The following is a 22,257-nucleotide window of genomic DNA, read 5'->3' on the forward strand; positions in this document are numbered from 1 at the left end:
GTCAGGCCAATTTCGTTCAGCTGTCCCCGCGGTCGAGTCGCCGCTTCAGCCGGTCGCGGCGCGCATCGCCCTCGGTGCGCGCGCGTTCCATCGCCTCGAGCTCGGTGGCTTCGAGCACATCCTCGATCACCCCGCGCAGATGCGCCTGCATCGCCGCGCGCGCAGCCTGGGGATCGTGCGCGCGCAGCGCCTCGAGGATCGGGCGATGCTCCTCGATCCGGGTGGTCACGCCGCTACGCCGGGCGCGGCCGAACATCGCCACGCACATCGGCGATCTGGTGCGCAGGTCCCAGAGATAATCGACCACGCTGCGGATCGCGGCATTGTCGGTCGCCGCAGCGATCAGCTGGTGGAAGCGACGGTCGGCGTCGAACACACGGTCGAGGTCGTTGCCGTCCATCTCGTTGAGAATGGCTTCCAATTCGGCGAGCTGCGCGTCGGTGATGGTGATGGCGGCCAGCGCCACCGCTTCGCCTTCGAACAGGATCCGCGCCTCGGTGAGCTCGAAGGCGCCGACGTCGAACTCGAGCGATCGCGCGATCGGCTCCCGGGCCGCGGGGCGCGGGCGGACGTAGAGGCCGGAGCCATGCCGCGCCTCGATCCAGCCGCGCATCTCGAGCGCGATCATCGCCTCGCGGATCGTCGGGCGGCTGACCTTGTGCTCCTCGGCCAGGTCGCGCTCGCCGGGCAGCCGCGAGCCTTCGGGCCAGCGCCCGGCCTCGATCGCTTCGGCAATCGCCGCGGCGACGCGCTGGTACAGCTTGTTGCCTTCGAACTGCATGCGACCTGGCTCCCCGACCGTCTGTAGCATTGACAGGGGCGGGCGGTGAAGTCGATATTGGTCAGGCCAATTTCCGGAGTTCGTCCGTGCCCAGGATCACATCAGCCCGCGTCATCGTCACATGCCCGGGTCGCAACTTCGTCACGCTCAAGATCGAGACCGACGAAGGTGTCTCCGGCATCGGCGACGCGACCCTCAACGGCCGCGAGCTCGCGGTGGTGGCGTATCTCCAGGAGCATGTGATCCCGCTGCTGATCGGGCGCGACGCACACCGGATCGAGGACATCTGGAACTATCTCTACAAGGGCGCCTACTGGCGTCGCGGGCCGGTCACCATGGCCTCGATCGCGGCGGTCGACATGGCGCTGTGGGACATCAAGGGGAAGGTCGCCGGGCTGCCGCTCTATCAGCTGCTCGGCGGGGCGAGCCGCGAGAGCTGCATGGTCTATGGCCACGCCAACGGTCGCGATATCGAGGAGACGATCGACAATGCGCTGAGCTACCAGGCGCAGGGCTACAAGGCGATCCGCCTCCAGTCGGGCGTGCCGGGGCTCGCGGGCACCTATGGCGTGTCCAAGGACAAGTACTTCTACGAGCCCGCCGACGCCGCGCTGCCGACCGAGAGCCTCTGGTCGACCGAGAAATACCTCCGATCGGTCCCGCCCTTGTTCGAGAAGGCGCGCGAGGCGCTCGGGTGGGACGTCCACCTGCTCCACGACATCCACCACCGCTGCACCCCGATCGAGGCGGCGCGGCTGGGCAGAGACTTGGAACAGTATCGCCCCTTCTGGCTCGAGGATGCGACGCCCGCCGAGAACCAGTCGGCCTTCCGGCTGATCCGGCAGCACACCACCGCGCCGCTCGCGGTGGGCGAGGTCTTCAACACGATCTGGGACGCCAAGCAGCTCATCGAGGAGCAACTGATCGACTATATCCGCATGACCGTGGTCCATGGCGGCGGCATCACGCACCTCCGCCGCGTCGCAAGCCTGGCGGAGATGTACCAGATCCGCACCGGCTGCCATGGCGCGACCGACCTGTCGCCGATCTGCATGGCGGCGGCGCTCCACTTCGGCCTCGCGGTGCCCAATTTCGGCATCCAGGAATATATGCGCCACACCGCCGAGACCGACGCGGTCTTCCCGCATGCCTATCGCTTCGCCGACGGCGCGCTCCACCCGGGCGACGCGCCGGGACTGGGCGTGGAGATCGACGAGACGCTCGCGGCGACCTTCGAGTACAAGCCGGCCTATCTCCCGGTCGCGCGGCTCGAGGACGGAACGATGTTTTCGTGGTGAGCAGGAAATCCCCAGCCGTCATCCCGGCGAAAGCCGGGACCCAGGGCCACGAGCGATGACCTTTGCGGCCCTGGATGCCGGCTTTCGCCGGGATGACGGGGTCGTAGTCGGGACCCTAGTTTCCCGCAGGAGCAGCCGCAGTGCAGGCGTTGAACGTCTCATCGGTCAGCGCCACCTGCGCGCAGGCGAACAGCTTCCAGTTGCCGCCCGCCATCAGGTTGTTGCGCGGGTCGCCCATCATGTAGTTGCCGTACTGTTTGCGGACGAACCAATAGCCCATCGCGCCGTTGATCTTCGCCAGCGCATCGGCGGTCCAGCCGTCGAAGCCGTAGGCCTCGCCGAAGCGATATTCGAGGGTCCAGCCCACCGGCCCCAGCGTGTAGGTCGCATAGTCGCGCACCGCGCCGGTCGCGGGCACGTAGTCGAACACCGAATAGGCCGGCGCGTTGAGGTAGTTGGGGCTGATCGACGGGCCGATCCGGATCGGCAGCAGCGGCTTGCCCGAAGCATCGGGGACGATGCGGAACTCGTCGGTGTGGGTATGCCCGGCGTAGATGTCGCGCACCACATCGGCATAGGCGGTGAGCAGCGCGAGCAGCTTCGTATTCGCTTCCACCGTGAGGAACAGCGACGAGCCGTTGGGCTTGCCCGCGGCGAGGAAGGGATCGATCCCCGGGGGGATGTGGAGCACCAGCGTCGCGGTCCGCCCGCTGGCGCGCTCGGCCTTGAGCGTCGCTTCGAGCCAGGCGAGCAGCGTCGCGCCCGGATTGGGCGTCTTGTTGCCGCACTCGGCCTTGTACTTGGCCGAGAGGTAGAGGTCGTCCATCACGATGAAGTCGCGGCCGGGGATCGTCGGATGGACGATGCGGTAATAGCCGCCGGTCGCGAAGTCCTTCATCGCCTGGGGATCGCGCCGGATCTCGGGCAATGCACCGCCAACCGCCGCGAGCATCGGGTCGTTGAGGTCGATCTGGTAATTGCCTTCGCAATCGGTGTCGTTGTTGCCGAAGCTGGTGATCAGCGGCGCGGGAGCGAAGGCCTTCGCCATCTCGCGGTTCATGAACTGCAGCGTCTTGATGACGAAGGCGTCATAGTCCTTCTCCTGCCCGCCCGCGAGCTTGAACCGGTCGTGGAAGTCGTGCGCGAGATAGTCGCCCGTGTAGAGCACATAGTCGTAGCGCTGGGCGGCGGCGGCGGTCAGCGCCGAGCGCATCAGCGCGTAGTTGGCGTCCTCGTTCATCTGCGCGGGCGGCGCCTTGGCCGAGCGCACGAGGATCAACTCCCATTGGTCGACCGGCGCGGCGACCAGCGCGGGCACCAGCCGCGCGTTCGCCATCGGGTCGAAGTGGATGTCGGAGAGGTGGAGGAAGCGGCCGGTGGGTTGGGGCTTCGCCTTCGCCTTCTGCGCCTCGGCCGGGAGCGCGCTCAGCCCGAGCAGCAGCATCGCGAGCGTTGCAAGGATTCGTGTCATCGCCGTCGTCTCTCCCTGGGGACGCGCCACGATAGCCCGATTTGTCGTCATGCCCATGACGTTTCCGCCCCGGAACGGCCGGAATGCGCGTCGGCGCTTGACCGCGGCGCAGGCATGGGAGAGGCAGGTAACCGGTGTCATCGCTTGAACGGCGAGGCGTTCGCGGGGAAGATGATGCCCGCATTGGGAGTTTGCCCGGGCGTCCGTTAGCGTTAACAGGACCGGGCGGGACGAGGAGAGGACGAGGATGTCGGGGAGCGGAGAAGCGGCGATCAAGGCCGCCGCGGGGCGTGTCGGGCGCTATCGATGGACGATCTGCGGGCTGTTGTTCGCGGCGACCGCGATCAACTATGTCGATCGCCAGATGATCGCGGTGCTCAAGCCCGATCTCGCCAAGGAACTGAGCTGGTCCGAGACGGACTATGCCAACATCGTCTTCTGGTTCCAGTGCGCCTATGCGATCGGCTATCTCGGCTTCGGCAAGATCGTCGACGCGATCGGCGCGCGCTTCGGCTATGCGATCGCCGTCGTCATCTGGACGATCGCCCATGTCGCGCACGGCGGCGTCCATTCGGTCACCCAGTTCGCGCTCGCGCGCTTCGGCCTCGGCATCGGCGAATCGGGCAATTTCCCCGCGGGCGTGAAGGCGGTGACCGACTGGTTCCCGGCCAAGGAACGCGCCTTCGCGATCGGGCTGTTCAACGCGGGCTCGAACGTCGGCGCGATCCTCACCCCGCTGCTGATCTGGGCGATGGTGCCCGCGATCGGCTGGCGGATGACTTTCGTGGTGACGGGCGTTTTCGGCATCGCCTGGCTGGTCGCCTGGCTCGCGATCTACCGCGACAAGCCGCACGCGCACCCCAAGGTGGGCGAGGCCGAGCTCGCGCACATCACCCAGGACCCCGCCGACCCGAGCGTCGAGATCAAGAACCTCTGGGGCAAGCTGCTCGTCAAGCGCGAGACCTGGGCCTTCGCGCTCGGCAAGTTCTTCATCGACCCGATCTGGTGGTTCTACCTCTTCTGGCTGCCGAGCTACCTCGGCAAGCAATACGGCCTCAACCTCACTTCGTGGGACACGCCCACCGCGGCGATCGCGCTCGCGGCGATCTATTTGATCTCGGACGTCGGCTCGGTCGCGGGCGGCTGGCTCTCGGGCAGGCTGATGGGCGCGGGGATGAGCGTCAACAAGGCGCGCAAGCTCACCATGCTCATCTCGGCGTGCTTCGTCCTGCCGGTGGTGTTCACCACCTTCTACGGCAACCTCTGGATCAGCGTGCTCGCGATCGGCGTCGCGGCGGCGGCGCACCAGAGCTTCTCGGCGACGCTCTACGCGCTCCCCTCGGACCTCGTGCCGCGCTTCGCGGTCGGCTCGGTGATCGGCATCGGGGGCACGCTGGGCGCGGTCGGCGGCATGGTCTTCTCGAAATACGCCGGCTACGTGCTCGATGCGATCGGCAGCTATGCGCCGCTGTTCATCGTCGCCGGCGCAGCCTATTTCCTCGCCCTGCTTTCGGTCCACCTGCTCTCGCCGCGGCTCGAACGCGCCGCGCTGAGCGCCTGACGGAGTGCCCCGATGTCCCGCCCGCTGAAGCTCGACCCGGACCGCCTCTTCCCCGCCGAGGAGCGCACGCGCGGCATCGCGCGCGCGCTCTACGCCGAGGTGGCGGGCCTGCCGATCATCAGCCCGCACGGGCACACCGACCCGACCTGGTTCTCGACCAACGCCAATTGGTCGAACGCCACCGAGCTGTTCCTCGCGCCCGACCACTACATCTACCGCATGCTCTATTCGCAGGGCATTGCGCTGGCGGACCTGGGCGTGCCCGACCTGGGTGGCCGGCCGGACACCGATCCGCGCAAGTCGTGGCGGATCTTCGCCGAGAACGCGCACCTGTTCCGCGGCACGCCGTCGAGCCTATGGCTGGGGCATGTGTTCGGCGAAGTGTTCGGCTTCGACGTGGCGCTCGATGCCTCGACTGCGGATCATTATTACGACACGATCAACGCCAAGCTCGCGACCGACGCGTTCAAGCCCCGCGCGCTGTTCGACCGGTTCGGGATCGAGTTCCTCGCCACCACCGAGGGGCCGCAGGACGACCTCTCGCCGCACCATGCCATCCACGCCTCGGGCTGGAAGGGCAGGGTGGTCACCACCTATCGCCCCGACGCGGTGATCGACGTCGAGCATGAGCAGTTCAGGGGCGCGATGAAGGTCTTCGCCGAGAAGACGGGCGAGGACGTCTACAGCTGGAAGGGCTATCTCGCCGCGCACCGCAAGCGCCGCGCCGACTTCCGCGCGGCGGGCGCGACCGCGACCGATCATGGCCACATCACCGCGCAGACCGCGAACCTCGGCGCCGACGAAGCTGAGCGGCTATTCAACACCATCCTCTCGGACGGCTGGACCGCCGGCGATGCCGAGCTGTTCCGCGCGCAGATGCTCACCGAGATGGCGGCGATGTCCGCCGAGGACGGGATGGTGATGCAAATCCACCCGGGCTCGTTCCGCAACCACAATGGCGGGCTGTTCAGGAGCCATGGCCGCGACAAGGGCGCGGACATCCCGCTGCGCACCGACTATGTCAACGCGCTCAAGCCGCTGCTCGACCGCTTCGGCACCTCGTCCGATCTCTCGATCATCCTCTTCACGCTCGACGAGACGACCTATGCGCGTGAGCTGGCGCCGCTAGCGGGGCACTATCCCTGCCTCAAGCTGGGCCCGGCCTGGTGGTTCCACGACAGCCCCGAAGGGATGCGCCGCTTCCGCGAGATGACTACCGAGACCGCGGGCTTCTACAACACCGTCGGCTTCAACGACGACACGCGGGCGTTCCTCTCGATCCCCGCGCGCCACGACGTCGCGCGGCGCGTCGACTGCGCCTTCCTCGCGCGGCTGGTGGCGGAGGGGCGGCTGCTCGATTGGGAAGCGGCCGAACTGGCGTACGACCTCACCAACGGACTGGTGCGCAAGGCGTACAAGCTCGACGAGCCGGCGCCGGCCCCGGTTGCGGCGGCGGCTTGAGCGTGTCGACGCAAGAATGCACCACTAGCCGTCATCCCGGCGAAAGCCGGGACCCAGGGCCGCGAGCGATGTCCTTTGTAACCCTGGGTCCCGGCTTTCGCCGGGATGACGGTTTAGAATTGGGGATGGAATGACCATCGTTTTCTTCGGCGAGCTGCTGCTCCGCCTCTCCTCGCCGGGCCGCGAACTGCTGCTCCAGTCGCCGAGGCTCGACGTCTGCGTCGGCGGTGCGGAGGCCAATGTCGCCGTCGGCCTTGCCAGCCTCGGCCACAGCGTGCGGATGGTGAGCGCGGTTCCCGACAACGCGCTCGGCCGCGCCGCGGTGAGCACGATCCGTGGGCATGGTGCCGACGTCTCGGGGGTGCAGACGCTCGCCGGGCGGATGGGCCTCTATTTCCTCGCGCCCGGTGCCGGCCTGCGCGCCTCGGAGATCGTCTACGACCGCGCCGGCTCGAGCTTCGCCACCGCGCCCGCCGATGCCTTCGACTGGCCCGCGCTGCTGCAGGGCGCGAGCCGGCTTCACCTCTCGGGCATCACCCCGGCGCTCGGCCCCGCGACCAGCGCCGCGGCGATCGCCGCCGCCGAAGCCGCAGCCGCAGCCGGCGTGCCTGTCTCGTTCGACGGCAACTACCGCGCCAAGCTCTGGGAAGCCTGGGACAGCGACCCCAAATCGGTGCTCACCACGCTGATCGGCCATGCCGACATCCTGTTCGGCAACCACCGCGACATCTCGCTGCTGCTCGGCACGCAATTCTCGGGCGACGGATCGGAGCGCCGGCGCGAAGCGGCGGAGGCGGCGTTCGCGGCCTTTCCCAAGCTCGAGGTGATCGCCTCCACCGCGCGCCACGTCGACGACGCCGACAGCCACCGCGTCGCCGCGCGGATCGACACGCGCGCCGAGTGGCACCAGACCGAGGAAGCCCAGATCGCCGGCATCGTCGACCGCATCGGCGCGGGCGACGCCTTCGCCGCGGGTGTGCTCCACGGCTTGCCCGGCGGGATCAGGGCCGCAGCCGAATCGGGCCTCGCGCTGACCGCGCTCAAGCATTCGCTCCCCGGCGACATGAGCCTCTTCCGCCAGGCCGACATCGACGCCTTCCTCGAAGGCGGATTCGACGTGCGGCGCTGATTGTCGCGGACGCTCGATGGTCCGGCTTGCAATGTAGGAATTCGCCTGCTTGGCTGGTGCGGCTGGAGCAATCCGGCCGCTCTCTGAACCGGACGGAGCCTGAATGTCGAAAACGCCGCGACGGGTCGTGACTCTTGTGACTTTTCGACCCCCGACTCGCACCGCTCGATGAATGGCGATACGGCCGGGGCCGTGACCGAACCCCCACGCACCTCCTCGTCCGGGCTGATCGCCTCGGGCCGCGCGCTGCTCGGCGCCTATGCCGACTATGCCGGATGGCGCGGGGTACGCGCGGGCGCGCTGGTCGCGTCGGGCGCGGTGCTCGACGGCTTCGGGCTGCTGCTGCTCGTCCCCATCCTCAACGTCGTGGTCTCCGCCGCCCAGGGGCAGGCGCATCGGGGCTGGATCGGCCGCACGCTCGCGGGCGTCGGCGCGGTTACGCCGGTGCAGCAGCTTCTTCTGCTCCTCACGGCCTTCGTCGCGCTCAGCGTGTTGCGCAGCGTCGTCGCTTACGGCCGCGACACTAGCCTGGGCCATCTCCAGACCGGCTTCATCGAAGCCGAGCGCGCGCGGGCGATGCAGATCATCGCCGAGGCGCCCTGGCCACGCGTCGTCGGCCTGCGCCACGCTCGCGTCACCAACCTCATCACCAGCGAGATCCAGCGGCTCAACTCGGCCTCCTATTTCCTGATCCAGGGCGTGGTGCAGGCGTCGATGCTGGTGATCCAGGCGGCGATCGCCTTCTCGCTCGCACCCGCGCTGGCGGCGGTGGCGATGGTGCTCGTCGCGATCGGTGCGGTCACCTTCGTCATCACCCAGCGCACCACGCACGATCTCGGCGGCTCGATGGTCCGCGCCAACCAGGCGCTGATGGGCAGCGCCGCGGGCTTCCTCGCCGGACTCAAGACCGCCGCCGCGCAGAACGCCCGCCCGGCCTTCGTCGCCGAATTCGCCACGATCCAGCGCCGCGTGCGCGAGGGGCAGCTCCGCTTCCAGGTCCGCCAGGCGCGCGGGCGGCTGGTGTTCGGTCTCGTCTCGAGCCTGCTCGGCGCGGGCGTGGTGCTCGCCGGCTTCGCCTGGCTCCAGGTGCCGCCTGCGCTGCTGATCGCGCTCGTGCTCGTCTTCGGGCGGATGAGCGGGCCGGCGATGCAGCTCTACCAATCGGGCCAGCAGCTCGTCTTCGCGCTGCCGTCGTTCGAATCGATGCGCGGGCTCGAGGCCGAGCTGCTCGACGGCGGCAGCGCTTCGGCGATCGCGCCGGTGGCGCCGCCCGCCGGCGCGATCGACGTGATCGATGCGAGCTATGAGCATCCCGGCGGCCGTGGCGTGCGCCATGCGAGCCTGGCGATCGCGCCTGGCAGCTTCGTCGGCATCGCGGGCCCCTCGGGCGCGGGCAAGACCACGCTCGTCGACCTGATCGTCGGCCTGCTCGAGCCGCAGTCGGGCGAGGTCCGCATCGGCGGCGAGCGGCTCGACGATGCGCGCCGCGCCGGCTGGGCGCAGGGCATCGCCTATGTCTCGCAGGAGGGATTCCTCTTCCACGACACGGTGCGCGCCAATCTCCTCTGGGCGAACGACGCGCCGAGCGACGCAGCGATCGCCGACGCGCTGGCCCAGGCGGGCGCCGCCGAGCTGGTCGCGCGGATGCCGCAGGGGCTCGACACGGTGATGGGCGAGCGCGGCACGCTGCTCTCGGGCGGCGAGCGCCAGCGGATCGGGCTCGCCCGCGCGCTGCTCCGCAAGCCGCGGCTGCTCGTGCTCGACGAAGCGGCGAACGCAATCGATGCGCCCGCCGAGGCCGCGCTGCTCGACCGGCTCGCCGCGCTCGATCCGCGCCCGACGATCGTGATGATCTCGCACCGCGAGGAAAGCCTGCGCTGGTGCGACCGGGTGATTCGAGTCGAGGATGGCATCGTCTCCGGTTGAGGTGCACGCGAGACCAGCGTAGCAAGGCGCATGGATATTGCGCCCGACGCCATAATCGTGCGGACCAGCGAAGCGCTGGCGACTGAAGTCGACGGTGAAGTCGTGCTGATCCGGATCGAGGACGGCGTCTATTTCGGACTCGACCAGATCGGCACCGAAATCTGGCGAAGACTCGCCGCGCCGAAGCAGGTCTCCGTTCTTTTCGAAGAACTTCGCGAGCATTTTGAAGGCGATTCGGGGCGGATCGAGCAAGAGACGCTCGCTTTCCTCGCCGAGCTCGCCGAGAACCGTCTCGTCCTTCCCGCGTGATCGAGCTCAGGCCCGAGGTCGAGGCGGACGAGCCGTTCCTCCGCCATCTGTTCACGGCGGTCCGCAGCCCCGAGTTCGCGATGCTCGGCCTTCCGCCGGCGCAGCTCGAGACGATGCTGGGGATGCAGTTCAACGCCCAGCGGATGCAGTATCGGGGCAGCTATCCCGAGGCGGAGTGGCACATCGTCGAGCGCGGCGGCGAGGCGGTGGGCCGCTTCTGCGTCGTGCGCGAGCCCGAGGGATGGCTGGTGGTCGACGTCGCGGTGCTGCCCGGGGCGCAGGGCCAGGGGATCGGCGGCGCACTGCTGGACGGGCTGATCGAGCGCGCCGAGGCCGAGGGGAGCGACGTCCGGCTGCAGGTGCGGCCCGAGAATCCGGCGCGGCGGCTCTATGCCCGCAAGGGCTTCGTCGAAACCGGCATGGACGGCATCGACGTCGCGATGCGGCGCCCCGCCAAGGTCAGTTGAACACCGCCTGATATTGGAAGGTCCCGTCGGCGTTGCGCGTGAGCGGCGAGATCATGAAGGCGAGCTCGCCCAGCGTGTCGTGGCGCACGCTCAGCGTCTGCGAGTGGAACAGCGCGTCGGTACGCGCACCGTTGAAGGTGAGGCTGAACGGGACGCGGAAGCCCTCGATCGGCTTGCCGACGCGGACTTCGGAGAGCGTGAGCACATCCTCATGGCCGTCGACCTCGATGGCGAAGCCGGTGCCGACCAGCGGCTCGAAGCTCTCATGGGTCAACGTCTCGAGCATCGTCCAAATCCCCCCGTTCCTCGCGCCGAGGCTAGCCCGGCGCGGCGGCTTCGTCACGCGGCATTCGCGGCCGTTTTGCGCAGCATCAGCGCCGAGCGCTTGCAGCTGGCGACGAGCTTGCCGTGCTGGTTGAAAGCGCGGTGCGCGAAGATCACGATGCCGTTTTCGGGCCGCGACTTGCTCTCGCGCAGCTCGAGCACTTCGCTTTCCACGCGCACCGTGTCGCCGTGGAAGAGCGGCGCGGGGAAGCGGACCTCGTCCCAGCCGAGGTTGGCGACGGTGGTGCCGTGCGTGGTATCGCCCACCGAGATGCCGACCATCAGCCCCAGCGTGAAGCAGCTGTTGACGACCCGCGTGCCGAACTCGGTGTGCTCGCGGCAATATTCCTCGTCGAGGTGGAGCGAGGCGGGGTTGTGGGTGAGCGCGGAGAAGAAGACATTGTCCGCCTCGGTCACCGTGCGGCGGAGCGCATGGGCGAAGATCCGGCCGACCTCGAATTCCTCGAAATAGAGCCCGGGCATCGTGTCTCCTGATCTCTTGCGGGATGGTGCCGGTTGCAGGATTCGAACCCGCGACCTTCGGTTTACAAAACCGCTGCTCTACCAGCTGAGCTAAACCGGCGCCTCGCGCTCCCTTGCTTCAGACGACGCCGAAGGTCCAGCCCTCGGTTTGCGCGACCGTCCCGAGGCCGGGCGGATCCCAGAGGCGCGCGTCATCCGCGACGTGGCGGAGCCAGGCGGCGGTGAGGATCGCATCGGTGGCATGGTCGTCGTAGCGTGCGAGCGGCGCATGAGGATCGGAGCCGAGCGCCGCAAGCAGCACATCGAGCGTCGCGCCGTCGCGGACCTTGGAGAGGCCCTTGCGCAGCCCCGCGGTCCGCGCGGCGAGCGCCGTGTAGATCTCGACGATCAGCGGGCCTGCCTCGGGCACCGGGTCGAACGGCCAGACCGGGACGCGGCCGGCGAGGCGGTGGAGCACGCGCATGCCCGTGAGGCTCGACTTGCCGACCTGGCTCGCGCCGACGAGGTTGAAGCAGCTGTAGGGCGACAGCGCCATCTCCGCCTGGCCGTGCTCGCAGACGCGGAAGCGGCCACGGCCGGCGGGGAAGCGATCGCCGCAATCGCCGAGCTGGCGGAAGTGGCGGCGCGCCTCCGGGTGAGTGACGAAGCTGCTCGCGGCGAGGTGCTCGTCGGCGGCACAGAGCGTGTCGACCATCGCCCAGAGCGCCTTGGCATCGGCTGGGCTCTCGGCCCATCCGGGGAAGAAGGCGCCGTGGTCGGCGTGCGGGAAGGCAGGCGAGAGGTCGAGGCCGATCAGCGCGCGGGTGCTGGCGTCGGCGAGGCCGACCAGCCAGTCGAGGATCGCCGGGCGCGACCAGCCGCCTCGGTGCTCGACCAGCTCGGGCGCGGCAGTGCCCTGCACGGCGCGCGCGACGGCGAGCCCCTTGGGCCGCTCGACCGCCTGGCCCGACCAGTCGATCGCGACGAACTCGGCGAACGGTGTCACGGCCGCTCGGTCATCCCCGAGGCCTTGCGCTGCGCCTTGCTCATCCGGTCCCACCAGGCGCGCTGGATGTAGAGCTCGATCCGCTCGCGCGAACCCGTGCCGTAGCGGATGAGCAGCATCGGATAGTTGCGGTAGTGATCGGTCTCCCAGAAGGTCCCGGGGTCGGTCTCGAGCAGCATCTGCTTCTCGGGATGGGTCACGGACAGCGCGAAGCTGCCCGCCTCGCGGCCCGGTGACATGAAGCCCTTGCCGTTCACCTTGGGGCAGAGCGTACCCCACCATTTCTCCATATAGACCTCATGGAGCGAGCAGGCATGGGCCACGGCGTCGTCCCAGTCGGTCATTCGATCGCCTTCAGGATATCGGCGGTGAAGCGCGGCACGTCGAAGGTCGCGCCCGCCGGATCCTCGCCCCGCCGCACGATCACCAGCCGGCGCGAGGGCACCACCATCACCAGCTGGCCGCGGTTGCCCTGCGCGGCGAAGCTTCCGGCGGGCAGGCCGAACTTCGGCCCGAACAGCCACATCGTCGCGCCATAGCCCGGGCTGCCCTCGGGTTGCGGGCCGCTGGGCGCGGTCATGTACTGCATCCAGCCGGCGGGAAGCAGCCGCTGGCCGTTCCACACGCCGTCGTCCATCCAGAACATGCCGAGCCGCGCCAGGTCGCGCGCGCTGGCCCAAACCTGGCTCGAGAGGACGAAATTACCGCGCCAGTCGCGCTCGGCAATCGTGTGGCGCATGCCGAGCGGCGCGAACAGCCATTGCTCGGGATAACGGATGTCGCCGGTCTTGCTGGCGATCAGCCGCGCGCGAAGCCCGCGCATCGCGAGCAATATATCGTTGTTGGCGTAGCGGAAGCGCGTGCCCGGCGCGACTTCGAGCGGCCAGGCGACGGTCTCCTCGGTGACCGCCGTGCCGCCGAAATAGACGGCGTCGGTGCGGTTGCCGGCGGTGTCGCTGTGGAGCCCGCTCGCCATTCGCAGCAGATTGTCGAGTGTGAGCTTGCCGCGCGGATCGCCGGGCGCGCGCCATTCGGGGACCGGCGCGGGCGCCTTGGCGACGAGCAGGCCGCGCTTCGCCGCCATCCCGGCGAGCGTCCCGGCAATGCTCTTGGCGACCGACCAGGTGCGCTGCGGGGTGAGCGGGTCGTAGCCGGGGGCATAGCGTTCGGCGACGATCCTGCCGTCGCGGACGATCACGACCGCGGTGGTGTTGCCGCCCGCGCCATAGCGGCGGCCGAAGGCGCCATCGAGGAGGACGTCGAACTCGGGCGCGCTCGCGGCGGGGATGGCGCTGTCGGCGACCGGCCAGCGCGCGGCGGCGGGCGCCGGGGCGGGGCGGGGGAACCTCGCCGGCGCCGGTGCCGTCGGGGGGGTGCCGATCGGCAGGTTGGTGCAGCCGCCGAAGCCGCTGCTCACTGCGACGCGCGGCGGCATCTTCTCGTCGAACCGCACCAGCACGCGATCGGCGAGGATCTCGGCCGGCATGCCGCCGACGAGCGAATCATATTCCGCATAGATGCCCTTGAGCTCGTTCGCCTCGACGCTGGCGCGGCTGCGGTCGGCGCCCATCGCGCGTGCGTTGAGGATTGCGCTGCACAGCATCGCCGCCTTGTACCCCGCCGCGACGGCGCGGGTGTAGGCCGGGTTGGGCCGCGGCGGCGGGAGCTGCTGGGCGGCGGCGGGGGTGGCGGCGAGCAGCGCCAGGAACAGGGCGGCGAGGTGGTTTGGTTGACAGTGGTTGACACTCACCATGTCAAAAAATCGTCCTCCGCACAGGGGGATTGCGGGGGCGGTGCGGCGGCGCAGGCGGATCGGCTTCATGCTGCCGACCGAAGCATAGCATGTCCTATTTGGGAAGATGGGACGCGGTATCGGAGCAGCTGGGATAGCCATCTGCAGCTTAGAGACCGTTCGGCCAGGCGATCTGTGCGATCGTCCCGATTATCAACATCAGTATCAGCAAACCCATCGCAAAGGCCAAGACCCAAAACCGCGAGGGCTGATCAGCGCGGCGGCCCGAGAGAGTAATCGCGTAGTAAGGCCATTCGAGTCTGCCGCTCTTGAAGCCCGATAAAAGCAGCCAACCGAATATTGCCGCACCGATCGCCGTCGCGATCGGGCCATAGATCGCCTCGCTCATGGCGACGGAAGTGCCCCGGGACATCGATCGTTGCAATGTCTCGGAGTTCGATATCCGATGAAACCAACTCCGGGCTGGTCGCCCCTCATCAAGCGGTCGAACCGGTATTGCTTCAGCGCCCGCCATGATCGTGCGGTACATCGCAGTAGGTCGGTCAGCCGGCCTTGTGCCGGGGTCCCGTTAGCCGCGCCGCTGAACCCAGGCTTCCATCCCAGCCCTCGCCTTCCCGTGGACCCCGGCACAAGGCCGGGGTGACGACAATATTCAGTGGGGAGGGGCACCCCCGGTTCTGAATGCCGATCCAGCCTAATCCTTCCCGCGCCGCACCTCGTCCCACCACGCCAGCCGCTCCTGGATGCGCTTCTCATGGCCGCGGTCGCTGGGGGTGTAGAAGGTCTGTGGGCTCATCTCCTCGGGCCAGTAGTTCGAGCCCGAGAAGCCCTCGGCGGTGTCGTGGTCATAGGCATAGCCCTTGCCGTAACCGATCTCCTTCATGAGCTTCGTCGGCGCGTTGAGGATGTTCTGCGGAGGGCTGAGCGAGCCGGTCTCCTTCGCCACGCGCCACGCGGCGCCGGCGGCCTTGTAGGCGGCGTTCGACTTGGGGGCGGTGGCGCAATAGAGGCACGCCTGCACGATCGCGAGCTCACCCTCGGGGGTGCCCAGGAACTCGTACGCGTCCTTGGCCGCCAGGCACTGGACCAGCGCCTGGGGGTCCGCCAAGCCGATGTCCTCGCTGGCGAAACGCGTGATGCGGCGGAGCACGTAGAGCGGCTCCTCGCCCGCGGTGAGCATGCGCGCGAGATAGTAGAGCGAAGCCTGGGGGTCGCTGCCGCGCATCGATTTGTGGAGCGCCGAGATGAGGTTGTAATGGCCTTCGCGGTCCTTGTCGTAGACCGCGACGCGGCGCTGGAGGAAGGCGCCGAGCGCGGCGGGATCGAGCGGCTCGGGGAAGCTCACCGAGAAGAGCGTCTCGGCCTGGTTGAGCAGGAAGCGGCCGTCGCCGTCGGCGCTTGCGATAAGTGCGTCGCGTGCCTCGGGGGTGAGCGGGAGCGGGCGCTCGAGCAATGCCTCGGCGCGGTCGAGCAGCAGGCCGAGCGCCTGATGGTCGAGCCGGCGCAGGATGAGGACCTGCGCGCGGCTGAGCAGCGCGGCGTTGAGCTCGAAGCTGGGGTTCTCGGTGGTGGCGCCGATCAGGGTGACGGTGCCGTCCTCGACAAAGGGCAGGAAGCCGTCCTGCTGCGAGCGGTTGAAGCGGTGGATCTCGTCCACGAACAGAAGCGTGCGGCGGCCGAGGCGGCCATATTCCCTGGCCTCGGCGAAGACCTTTTTGAGGTCGGCGACGCCCGAGAAGACCGCGCTGATCGCGACGAAGCGCAGGCCGACGGCATCGGCGAGCAGGCGCGCGATCGTGGTCTTGCCGGTGCCGGGCGGCCCCCAGAGGATGATCGAGGCGAGCTTCCCCGCCGCGACCATCCGCCCGATCGCGCCTTCGGGGCCGGTGAGATGGTCCTGGCCGACGACGTCCGCGAGCTGCTGTGGCCGCAGCCGATCGGCGAGCGGGGCGTTTGCGGACGGGGCGTCGGCCGGGGTGGAGGCAGGGTCGGCGGCGAAGAGGTCGGCCATGGGGGGTAGATAGGCGTTCCTGGTAGGTTCCGGAAGAACTTAAGCCCCTTCCCCTCAAGGGGAGCGGCGTCCAGGGCGGGATGAGACTGGATCGGCCCCAAGCCGTCATCCCGGCGAAAGCCGGGACCCAGGGTTACGGAAGGCGTCGCTCGCGGCCCTGGGTCCCGGCTTCGCCGGGATGACGATTTAGAGAAAATGACCCGGCTCCGGAAAAGGGGCCTTGTGACATGCTATCTCAAGATATATCTTAATAGCATCAAGAGTCACTCAAGGAGTAATGATACATGTTTGGACGACATCATCGCTACCACGGCGAGTTCCACGATTGCGGGGGCCGGGAGTTCGGAGGCCGCGGCGGCGGCGGCGGCGGCGGGCGAGGCGGCTGGGGCCGTCACGGGCCGCGCGGCTTCGCCATGGCCTGGGCGATGGGCAACCAGGGCTGGGGCGGCGAGGAGGACGGCGGGCGCCGCCGGCGCATGTTCGACGGCGGCGAGCTTCGCCTCATCCTGCTCAAGCTCATCGAGGAAAGCCCGCGCCACGGCTACGACCTGATCCGCGAGATCGAGGAGCGCTCGGGTGGCGTCTATGCGCCGAGCCCCGGCGTGATCTATCCGACGCTGACGATGCTCAGCGACATGGGCCAGATCGAGGAGCAGCAGGCCGAGGGCGCCAAGAAGGTGTTCGGCATCACCGCCGCGGGCAGCGCGCATCTCACCGAGCGCGAGGAGGAAGTCGAGGCGCTGTTCGCGCGGCTCGCCGAGCTGGGCTCGATGCGCGCGCGGGCGAGCGGCGGCGGCCCGATCCGCCGCGCGATGCGCAACCTGCGCGCGGTGCTCGGCGAGAAGCTGGGCGACGGCGAGGCCGACAGCGACACGCTCCACGCGATCGCGGCGATCCTCGACGAAGCGGTGCAGAAGATCGAACGGCTCTGATGCCGCGGATCGAAGTATTGCGCCGGCGGTTGGCATTGCTCCAGCCGCCGGCAACCGGAGACGAGACGATGACGACCACCCGCGTGACTGCGGCGGCGCGCGTGCCGACCGCGCATGCCAGCCGCTACCTCCAGCAGCTGTGCAAGCATTGGCAGCACAACCTCACGGTCACCTTCAACGCCGAGCACGGCACGGTGGTGTTCCCGCGCGACGCGCGCGGCGCCGACTGGCCGGGCGACGCGCTGGTGACCTTCTACGCCGAGCCCGAGCTGCTCGCGATCCGCATCGATGCGAGCGCCGAGGGGCAGCTCGAAGCGCTCAAGGGCGCGGTCGAACGACACGTCGACCGGTTCGCTTTCCGCGAGGGGCCGTTGGTCTACGCCTGGGGTTGACGGGACCCCCGAGTCCGATCGTGCGTTATGGCGCGCGAGGAGGATTCCATGTCTCATCGGCAACCCGGCCTCGACGGCCGCCATCGCAACGCGGATGGCACGATCAGCCGCAAGCACGGCAACACGCAGGTGTCCACGCAGCGCGAAACCTATGGCGACGGGTTCGCCGAGGGCGCGCGCGGCGACATGAAGCTCTCGACGCTGCTGAAGCGCGAGGGCGCGGAGTCGCTCAGCGAGCTGTTGAAGGACGACTGAGCCGGCCAATCCAAAAGCCGTCATCCCGGCGAAAGCCGGGATGACGGTTGTATCGGGTGACGTGGAGGGCCCTACTTCCCGTGCCGCGCCGCCGCTTCGAAATAGGTATCCACCGCCGCCTGGTTGATCAGGTCCCAGCGGTAGCGCTGTGCGATCCGTGCGCCCGCTTCGCCCGCCGCGCGGCGGAAGGCGTGGTCCTCGGCGAAGCGCTGGAGCGCGTCGGCATAGCCGTCCATGCTGTCGGGCTGGACGAGGATGCCGTTGACGCCGTCCTCGACGAGGCCGACCGGCCCGGTCGCATAGGCCGCAACCACCGAGACGCCCGAGGCCATCGCCTCCAGCGTGACGTTGCCGAAGCTCTCGGTCACGGAAGGGTTGAAGAACACGTCCATCGAAGCGACCGCGCGGCTCAATGCCTCGCCCGACTGGAAGCCGGTGAACACCGCGCCGGGCACGCGCTCGGCGAACCAGTCGCGCGCCGGGCCCTTGCCGATCACCAGCACGCGATGCTTGACCCCGCGCGCCTCAAGCCTCGCGACGACGTCGGCGAACACGCCCAGGCCTTTCTCGAGCACCAGCCGACCGAGGAAGCCGATCGCGACCTCGTCGTCGGCGATGCCGAGCGAGCGGCGCCATTCGAGACTGCGCATCCCGGGGTTGAACTTCTGGTGGTAGACGCCGCGCGACCAGATCGACATCGGCGCATGCACGCCCCATTCGCGCAGAAGCGCGCTCATCATCGGGCCGGTGGTCATCACCGCGTCGAAGCGGTTGTAGAAGCGGGTGAGCGCGCGGATCAGCGTCGGCTCGAGGAAGCCGATGCCATAATATTGCGGATAGGTCTCGAAGCGCGTGTGGACCGAGGCGACCGCGGGCACGTCGTTCTTCTCGGCCCATTTGACCGCGGCGTGCCCTAGGAATTCGGGCGCCGAGCAATGAACGACGTTCGGCGCGAACGCCTCGAGGTCCTTGCGGATCTTGGCGGGCATGCCGGGCGTGGCGAAGCGATATTCGTCGCGCCCCCCCGGCATCGGCAGCGCGGGCACGCTCACCAGGTCGCCCACCGGCGCGAAGGCCGGGGTCTTGGTGGTCGGCGAATAGACGCGCACCTTGCCGCCGAGGTCGAGAACGTGCTGCATCAGCAGGTTGAGCGCCTGGTTCGCGCCGTCGCGGACATAATTGTAATTGCCGCTGAACAGTGCGACGCGGAGATCGGTGGGCTTCATCGGGCGCCGGACGTAGAGGTTCGCCTCGGCGGCGTCCACCTTGGGCCGGAGCAGCCAGTTGAGCGGCGTCTCGGGCCTGGGCGCGATGAGCTTGGCATAGGTGTCGGTCATTAAGGCCCCCTTGACCCCAATTCTGTGTCATGGTTGCGGCACGATTGAGACAAAAACCCGGGACCGCGGCGACGGTTGCGCGGTGCGGGCTCATCGCCGCGCGAGCAGGCGGTTCATCTCATCGATCTCCTCGCGCTGCGAGCGCTGGATCCGCTCGCAGAGGCGGACGACGTCGGGATCCTCGAGCGATGCCTTGCGGCACATCAGGATCGCGCCCGAATGGTGCGGGATCATCGAGCGCAGGAACTGCCGGTCGCCGATGCCGACCTGGTGGCGGATGCCGAACAGCGCGAGCGCGAAGAGCAGCACGAACACGACATGGAGCACGAGATTGGTCGAACGGTCCGGATACATGACGGGCATGGTGGCGACCATCAGCATGCCCATCGGCGCAGCCATCAGCACTGCCATGTAGAGCATGTTGAGATTATTGAAGAAATCCGCGGCGCCATCGATCATGGCGAACATCGCCAGATACATGATCGCCAGCCCCGCGACCATATTGACGGCAAGCATGGCATAGGCGTTCTTCATCGTCGCGCTCCCGAGGGTTGTGCGCGCAACAGCGTTCGGGGTGGGGCTGCCGTTCCGCCGGCGTGAAAACATCGTTCCCATTTCGTTCCGGATGGGATAGCGCTGCAGGGATGGCCAAGCCCAAGAAACGCTATGTCTGCCAGGCCTGCGGGTCGGTTTCGTCGCAATGGGCGGGGCAGTGCGCCGATTGCGGCGAGTGGAACACGCTGGTCGAGGATGCCGGTGCGGTGGTGACCCCCTTCCAGGCGCGGCACAACCTCCAGTCGGGCGGGCGCGCGATCCTGATGTCGGGGCTCGACAGCCAGGTGGCGCTGCCCGAGCGGATGGCGACGGGGATCGCCGAACTGGACCGCGCGCTGGGCGGCGGCTTCGTCGAAGGCTCGGCGACGCTGATCGGCGGCGATCCGGGGATCGGCAAGTCGACGTTGCTGCTCCAGGCCGCTGCCAAGCTGGCGAGCGCGGGGCGCGGGGTGGCCTATGTCTCGGGCGAGGAAGCCGCCGACCAGGTCCGGCTGCGCGCGCGCCGGCTGGGGCTGGGGCAGGCGCCGGTGCAGCTCGCCGCGGCAACGTCGGTGCGCGACATCCTCACCACGCTGGGCGAGGGGTCGGCGCCCGACCTGCTGGTGATCGATTCGATCCAGACGATGCATTCGGACCTGATCGAAGGCGCACCGGGCACGGTGAGCCAGGTGCGTGCGAGCGCGGGCGAGCTGATCCGCTTCGCCAAGGAGCGCGGGACGGCGCTGGTGCTGGTGGGGCACGTCACCAAGGACGGCAGCATCGCCGGCCCGCGCGTGCTTGAGCATATGGTCGACACGGTGCTCGCGTTCGAAGGCGAGCGCAGCCACCAGTACCGCATCCTGCGCGCGACCAAGAACCGCTTCGGCGGCACCGACGAGATCGGCGTGTTCGCGATGGCGAACGAGGGGCTGAGCGAAGTCTCCAATCCCTCGTCGCTGTTCCTCACCCACCGCGACGAGAGCGTGACCGGGACGATCGTCTTCCCCGCGCTGGAGGGCACGCGGCCGGTGCTGGTCGAGGTGCAGGCGCTCACCGTGCGGCTGGCCTCGGGCGCGACGCCGCGGCGCGCGGTGGTGGGGTGGGATTCGGGCCGGCTGGCGATGATCCTGGCGGTGCTCGAGGCGCGCTGCGGGCTGAGCTTCTCGGCGTGCGAAGTCTATCTCAACATCGCCGGGGGCTACCGCGTGCAGGACCCCGCGGCGGACCTGGCGGTGGCGGCGGCGCTGGTCTCGGCGCTGGCCGAGCGGCCGATGGCGGCGGACTGCGTCGCGTTCGGCGAGATCGCGCTGTCGGGCGAGATCCGGCCGGTGGCGCATGGGAACCTGAGGTGCCGCGAGGCGGCGAAGCTCGGCTTCGGGCGCGCGCTGGCGCCGGCGTCGCAGGGCGAGGGTGGGGGATTGGAGCTTGCGGGGTTCCGCACGCTCGGGGCTTTCGTTGACCATCTCCTCGGGCGCGGATAGCGCTTGGCGCAGCGGATCGGCCGCCGGGGGAGAGTGACGTGACCAGCCTCGACATCATCGTGCTGCTCGCCGTGGGTGGATCGGCCGTGCTCGGCGCCTGGCGCGGCTTCGTGACCGAAGTGCTCGCGCTGCTCGTCTGGGTGGCGATGGTGGTGATGCTCAAGCTGCTCCACGCGCCGCTGACCACGGGTCTCGCGGGCGTGGTCGGCACCTGGGGCGGTGCTGCGGTGCTCGCCTTCGCGCTGATCGAGGGCGTGACCTATTTCGGCGGTCGGATGCTTGCGCGCGCGATCGGGGCGCGGGCGCGGGCGAGCGTGTTCGGTTCGCTCGACCGCGCGCTGGGGCTGGGGTTCGGCGCCTTGAAGGGGCTGATCCTGGTGAGCCTGGGCTTCTTGCTGCTCGTGCTGGTGATCGACACGATCGGCGGCGGCCCGAAGAACCGCCCGCAATGGATGACCCAGTCGATGAGCTACCCGCTGCTCCAGGGCACGAGCCAGTGGCTGGCCGAGTTCGTCACGCGGCGGAGCAAGGGGGAGTCGGTGTTCGGGAATTCGAGCGAGGCGGGTGGGGTGACGACGTCGGCGGATTGAGAATTTTATCCAAGATATTAACTTAGTGGCTACCGAGCATTGTGCTGCTAGTTAATTCGTCTCAATTGAAGATGATGCTCCACGACGATTACCCTATTTTGTTCGGCATCAAAGCCGGTTGCGTATCCTGTAAAAGTCCCATCGCCACCTCGTTCGAAAAAATATACGCCATAATCGAGAAAAAATCTGTCCGAAGATTCTTTAGATGGTGTCCAAAATAACCTCAAGAATCTTTCATTATAATCTCCCTCGACATACCATATTCTATCAGGATATTGCGACATCTCGATCATGCCCGCGATGCGATTTCCAATTTGTTTTTTAAATATGAAAGTTTCGGACAAGTTTACGGAATTGCCGTTCTTATCTACTTCGGTCCAAGTTGATTCCCAAGTGGTTCCCGCAAATTGCACTCGTTTCCGGTGCCATAGAAGTCGATCAAAGGCGTCCGTCCTCGATACGTAGCCACTTAATACGCCGCCGATAATAGTGGCTGCGACCCCTGCCCAAGCGAGAGTTGTAGCGTCCATGCTTCCCAAGCAACCTTTCCGCAACCGTTCCGATTGAGGAGGATATGCCACGGGTCGCTGTCATAGGAAATATACCACTAACACTATGAAATTATTTGATAATTTTGAGAATCGCGAATCGATGAATGATTTTGAACTGTTTTAATGTCTTCTCAATTCTTCGACGTGAGAGCCGCGGATTTTGTTCTTCCTAAGCAGGCGATTCGTTTTGGGTGGCGGTTGTCACTCCACCGAGTGGGTGGCGCCC

24 protein-coding genes and 1 tRNA gene are annotated in these 22,257 nt (G+C 67.9%); 12 read left to right on the top strand and 13 right to left on the bottom strand.

What is annotated here, in order from left to right:
* Nucleotides 1-16 precede the first annotated feature (16 nt).
* Nucleotides 17-781 carry a FadR/GntR family transcriptional regulator gene (locus J7495_RS01510; RefSeq protein ID WP_294054297.1) on the bottom strand — a complete coding sequence of 255 codons (765 nt, stop codon included), beginning with the start codon at nucleotides 779-781 and terminating at the stop codon, nucleotides 17-19.
* A gap of 86 nt (nucleotides 782-867) precedes the next feature.
* Here J7495_RS01510 and manD point away from each other — a divergent pair, with 86 nt between their 5' ends.
* Entirely contained in the window at nucleotides 868-2,079 is a 1,212-nt protein-coding gene (manD, locus tag J7495_RS01515) for a D-mannonate dehydratase ManD (protein WP_294054298.1), read from the top strand.
* A 115-nt stretch (nucleotides 2,080-2,194) separates the two neighbouring features.
* Here manD and J7495_RS01520 read toward each other — a convergent pair whose 3' ends face one another.
* Nucleotides 2,195-3,550: a metallophosphoesterase gene (locus J7495_RS01520; RefSeq protein WP_294054299.1), complete on the bottom strand. Its 1,356-nt coding sequence runs from the start codon at nucleotides 3,548-3,550 to the stop codon at nucleotides 2,195-2,197.
* Between the two features lie 247 nt (nucleotides 3,551-3,797).
* Between J7495_RS01520 and J7495_RS01525 the strand changes: the two genes are divergently transcribed.
* The 6 genes from J7495_RS01525 to J7495_RS01550 all read left to right on the top strand — a co-directional run bounded on the left by J7495_RS01525 (nucleotide 3,798) and on the right by J7495_RS01550 (nucleotide 10,403).
* On the top strand, nucleotides 3,798-5,111 hold the full coding sequence (locus J7495_RS01525) for an MFS transporter (RefSeq protein ID WP_294054300.1): 1,314 nt from the start codon (nucleotides 3,798-3,800) through the stop codon (nucleotides 5,109-5,111).
* A 12-nt stretch (nucleotides 5,112-5,123) separates the two neighbouring features.
* A complete protein-coding gene (gene uxaC, locus J7495_RS01530) occupies nucleotides 5,124-6,572 on the top strand; it encodes a glucuronate isomerase (RefSeq protein ID WP_294054301.1) in 1,449 nt (482 codons plus the stop codon).
* A gap of 130 nt (nucleotides 6,573-6,702) precedes the next feature.
* The gene (locus J7495_RS01535; RefSeq protein ID WP_294054302.1) at nucleotides 6,703-7,701 is read left to right on the top strand and encodes a sugar kinase; all 999 of its coding nucleotides are present in this window, start codon (nucleotides 6,703-6,705) and stop codon (nucleotides 7,699-7,701) included.
* Between the two features lie 192 nt (nucleotides 7,702-7,893).
* Nucleotides 7,894-9,627 carry an ABC transporter ATP-binding protein gene (locus tag J7495_RS01540; protein ID WP_294054303.1) on the top strand — a complete coding sequence of 578 codons (1,734 nt, stop codon included), beginning with the start codon at nucleotides 7,894-7,896 and terminating at the stop codon, nucleotides 9,625-9,627.
* A gap of 30 nt (nucleotides 9,628-9,657) precedes the next feature.
* Entirely contained in the window at nucleotides 9,658-9,936 is a 279-nt protein-coding gene (locus J7495_RS01545; protein ID WP_294054304.1) for a PqqD family peptide modification chaperone, read from the top strand.
* A complete protein-coding gene (locus tag J7495_RS01550) occupies nucleotides 9,933-10,403 on the top strand; it encodes a GNAT family N-acetyltransferase (RefSeq protein ID WP_294054305.1) in 471 nt (156 codons plus the stop codon). Before J7495_RS01545 ends, J7495_RS01550 begins: the two co-directional genes overlap by 4 nt.
* On the opposite strand, the gene J7495_RS01555 is transcribed toward J7495_RS01550, so the two are convergent.
* The 8 genes from J7495_RS01555 to J7495_RS01590 form a co-directional block, all read right to left on the bottom strand.
* Nucleotides 10,396-10,689 carry a hypothetical protein gene (locus J7495_RS01555; protein WP_294054306.1) on the bottom strand — a complete coding sequence of 98 codons (294 nt, stop codon included), beginning with the start codon at nucleotides 10,687-10,689 and terminating at the stop codon, nucleotides 10,396-10,398. The genes J7495_RS01550 and J7495_RS01555 overlap by 8 nt on opposite strands.
* 53 nt (nucleotides 10,690-10,742) lie before the next feature.
* Complete coding sequence (locus tag J7495_RS01560; protein ID WP_294054307.1) at nucleotides 10,743-11,210, bottom strand: MaoC family dehydratase; 468 nt, start codon at nucleotides 11,208-11,210, stop codon at nucleotides 10,743-10,745.
* A gap of 24 nt (nucleotides 11,211-11,234) precedes the next feature.
* Nucleotides 11,235-11,310: transfer RNA gene (locus tag J7495_RS01565), tRNA-Thr, on the bottom strand.
* An 18-nt stretch (nucleotides 11,311-11,328) separates the two neighbouring features.
* Nucleotides 11,329-12,195, bottom strand: a complete 867-nt coding sequence (locus tag J7495_RS01570; RefSeq protein WP_294054308.1) for a hypothetical protein — start codon at nucleotides 12,193-12,195, stop codon at nucleotides 11,329-11,331.
* Nucleotides 12,192-12,539: a hypothetical protein gene (locus J7495_RS01575; protein WP_294054309.1), complete on the bottom strand. Its 348-nt coding sequence runs from the start codon at nucleotides 12,537-12,539 to the stop codon at nucleotides 12,192-12,194. Before J7495_RS01575 ends, J7495_RS01570 begins: the two co-directional genes overlap by 4 nt.
* The gene (locus tag J7495_RS01580; RefSeq protein ID WP_294054310.1) at nucleotides 12,536-13,948 is read right to left on the bottom strand and encodes a serine hydrolase; all 1,413 of its coding nucleotides are present in this window, start codon (nucleotides 13,946-13,948) and stop codon (nucleotides 12,536-12,538) included. Before J7495_RS01580 ends, J7495_RS01575 begins: the two co-directional genes overlap by 4 nt.
* A gap of 148 nt (nucleotides 13,949-14,096) precedes the next feature.
* A complete protein-coding gene (locus J7495_RS01585; protein WP_294054311.1) occupies nucleotides 14,097-14,336 on the bottom strand; it encodes a hypothetical protein in 240 nt (79 codons plus the stop codon).
* A gap of 306 nt (nucleotides 14,337-14,642) precedes the next feature.
* Nucleotides 14,643-15,959 (bottom strand): replication-associated recombination protein A, encoded by a 1,317-nt coding sequence (locus J7495_RS01590; protein ID WP_294054312.1) that lies wholly within the window; start codon nucleotides 15,957-15,959, stop codon nucleotides 14,643-14,645.
* Between the two features lie 284 nt (nucleotides 15,960-16,243).
* Between J7495_RS01590 and J7495_RS01595 the strand changes: the two genes are divergently transcribed.
* The 3 genes from J7495_RS01595 (at nucleotide 16,244) to J7495_RS01605 (ending at nucleotide 17,538) form a co-directional block, all read left to right on the top strand.
* Nucleotides 16,244-16,891, top strand: coding sequence for a PadR family transcriptional regulator (locus tag J7495_RS01595; RefSeq protein WP_294054313.1), 648 nt, complete (start codon nucleotides 16,244-16,246; stop codon nucleotides 16,889-16,891).
* Nucleotides 16,892-16,959: 68 nt separating this feature from the next.
* Complete coding sequence (locus J7495_RS01600) at nucleotides 16,960-17,283, top strand: DUF2218 domain-containing protein (RefSeq protein ID WP_294054314.1); 324 nt, start codon at nucleotides 16,960-16,962, stop codon at nucleotides 17,281-17,283.
* 48 nt (nucleotides 17,284-17,331) lie between these two features.
* Nucleotides 17,332-17,538: a hypothetical protein gene (locus tag J7495_RS01605; RefSeq protein WP_294054315.1), complete on the top strand. Its 207-nt coding sequence runs from the start codon at nucleotides 17,332-17,334 to the stop codon at nucleotides 17,536-17,538.
* A gap of 71 nt (nucleotides 17,539-17,609) precedes the next feature.
* On the opposite strand, the gene J7495_RS01610 is transcribed toward J7495_RS01605, so the two are convergent.
* A complete protein-coding gene (locus J7495_RS01610) occupies nucleotides 17,610-18,764 on the bottom strand; it encodes a glycosyltransferase family 1 protein (RefSeq protein ID WP_294054503.1) in 1,155 nt (384 codons plus the stop codon).
* Between the two features lie 201 nt (nucleotides 18,765-18,965).
* A complete protein-coding gene (locus J7495_RS01615) occupies nucleotides 18,966-19,409 on the bottom strand; it encodes a DUF305 domain-containing protein (protein WP_294054316.1) in 444 nt (147 codons plus the stop codon).
* A gap of 110 nt (nucleotides 19,410-19,519) precedes the next feature.
* Here J7495_RS01615 and radA point away from each other — a divergent pair, with 110 nt between their 5' ends.
* Entirely contained in the window at nucleotides 19,520-20,890 is a 1,371-nt protein-coding gene (radA, locus tag J7495_RS01620) for a DNA repair protein RadA (RefSeq protein ID WP_294054317.1), read from the top strand.
* 38 nt (nucleotides 20,891-20,928) lie between these two features.
* Entirely contained in the window at nucleotides 20,929-21,480 is a 552-nt protein-coding gene (locus tag J7495_RS01625; RefSeq protein WP_294054318.1) for a CvpA family protein, read from the top strand.
* Nucleotides 21,481-21,527: 47 nt separating this feature from the next.
* Here J7495_RS01625 and J7495_RS01630 read toward each other — a convergent pair whose 3' ends face one another.
* Entirely contained in the window at nucleotides 21,528-22,010 is a 483-nt protein-coding gene (locus J7495_RS01630) for a hypothetical protein (protein ID WP_294054319.1), read from the bottom strand.
* Between the last annotated feature and the right edge of the window lie 247 nt (nucleotides 22,011-22,257).

The sequence above is a fragment of the Sphingomonas sp. genome (genome assembly GCF_017745215.1).
GTDB lineage: Bacteria > Pseudomonadota > Alphaproteobacteria > Sphingomonadales > Sphingomonadaceae > Sphingomonas.

Bases quoted from the DNA above. Each gene is read 5' to 3' on its own strand.
- J7495_RS01510 (WP_294054297.1), bottom strand. From the start codon at position 781: ATGCAGTTCGAAGGCAACAAGCTGTACCAGCGCGTCGCCGCGGCGATT.
- J7495_RS01520 (WP_294054299.1), bottom strand. From the start codon at position 3,550: ATGACACGAATCCTTGCAACGCTCGCGATGCTGCTGCTCGGGCTGAGC.
- J7495_RS01525 (WP_294054300.1), top strand. From the start codon at position 3,798: ATGTCGGGGAGCGGAGAAGCGGCGATCAAGGCCGCCGCGGGGCGTGTC.
- uxaC (WP_294054301.1), top strand. From the start codon at position 5,124: ATGTCCCGCCCGCTGAAGCTCGACCCGGACCGCCTCTTCCCCGCCGAG.
- J7495_RS01535 (WP_294054302.1), top strand. From the start codon at position 6,703: ATGACCATCGTTTTCTTCGGCGAGCTGCTGCTCCGCCTCTCCTCGCCG.
- J7495_RS01545 (WP_294054304.1), top strand. From the start codon at position 9,658: ATGGATATTGCGCCCGACGCCATAATCGTGCGGACCAGCGAAGCGCTG.
- J7495_RS01555 (WP_294054306.1), bottom strand. From the start codon at position 10,689: ATGCTCGAGACGTTGACCCATGAGAGCTTCGAGCCGCTGGTCGGCACC.
- J7495_RS01560 (WP_294054307.1), bottom strand. From the start codon at position 11,210: ATGCCCGGGCTCTATTTCGAGGAATTCGAGGTCGGCCGGATCTTCGCC.
- J7495_RS01575 (WP_294054309.1), bottom strand. From the start codon at position 12,539: ATGACCGACTGGGACGACGCCGTGGCCCATGCCTGCTCGCTCCATGAG.
- J7495_RS01580 (WP_294054310.1), bottom strand. From the start codon at position 13,948: ATGGTGAGTGTCAACCACTGTCAACCAAACCACCTCGCCGCCCTGTTC.
- J7495_RS01585 (WP_294054311.1), bottom strand. From the start codon at position 14,336: ATGAGCGAGGCGATCTATGGCCCGATCGCGACGGCGATCGGTGCGGCA.
- J7495_RS01590 (WP_294054312.1), bottom strand. From the start codon at position 15,959: ATGGCCGACCTCTTCGCCGCCGACCCTGCCTCCACCCCGGCCGACGCC.
- J7495_RS01595 (WP_294054313.1), top strand. From the start codon at position 16,244: ATGTTTGGACGACATCATCGCTACCACGGCGAGTTCCACGATTGCGGG.
- J7495_RS01600 (WP_294054314.1), top strand. From the start codon at position 16,960: ATGACGACCACCCGCGTGACTGCGGCGGCGCGCGTGCCGACCGCGCAT.
- J7495_RS01605 (WP_294054315.1), top strand. From the start codon at position 17,332: ATGTCTCATCGGCAACCCGGCCTCGACGGCCGCCATCGCAACGCGGAT.
- J7495_RS01610 (WP_294054503.1), bottom strand. From the start codon at position 18,764: ATGAAGCCCACCGATCTCCGCGTCGCACTGTTCAGCGGCAATTACAAT.
- J7495_RS01615 (WP_294054316.1), bottom strand. From the start codon at position 19,409: ATGAAGAACGCCTATGCCATGCTTGCCGTCAATATGGTCGCGGGGCTG.
- radA (WP_294054317.1), top strand. From the start codon at position 19,520: ATGGCCAAGCCCAAGAAACGCTATGTCTGCCAGGCCTGCGGGTCGGTT.
- J7495_RS01630 (WP_294054319.1), bottom strand. From the start codon at position 22,010: ATGGACGCTACAACTCTCGCTTGGGCAGGGGTCGCAGCCACTATTATC.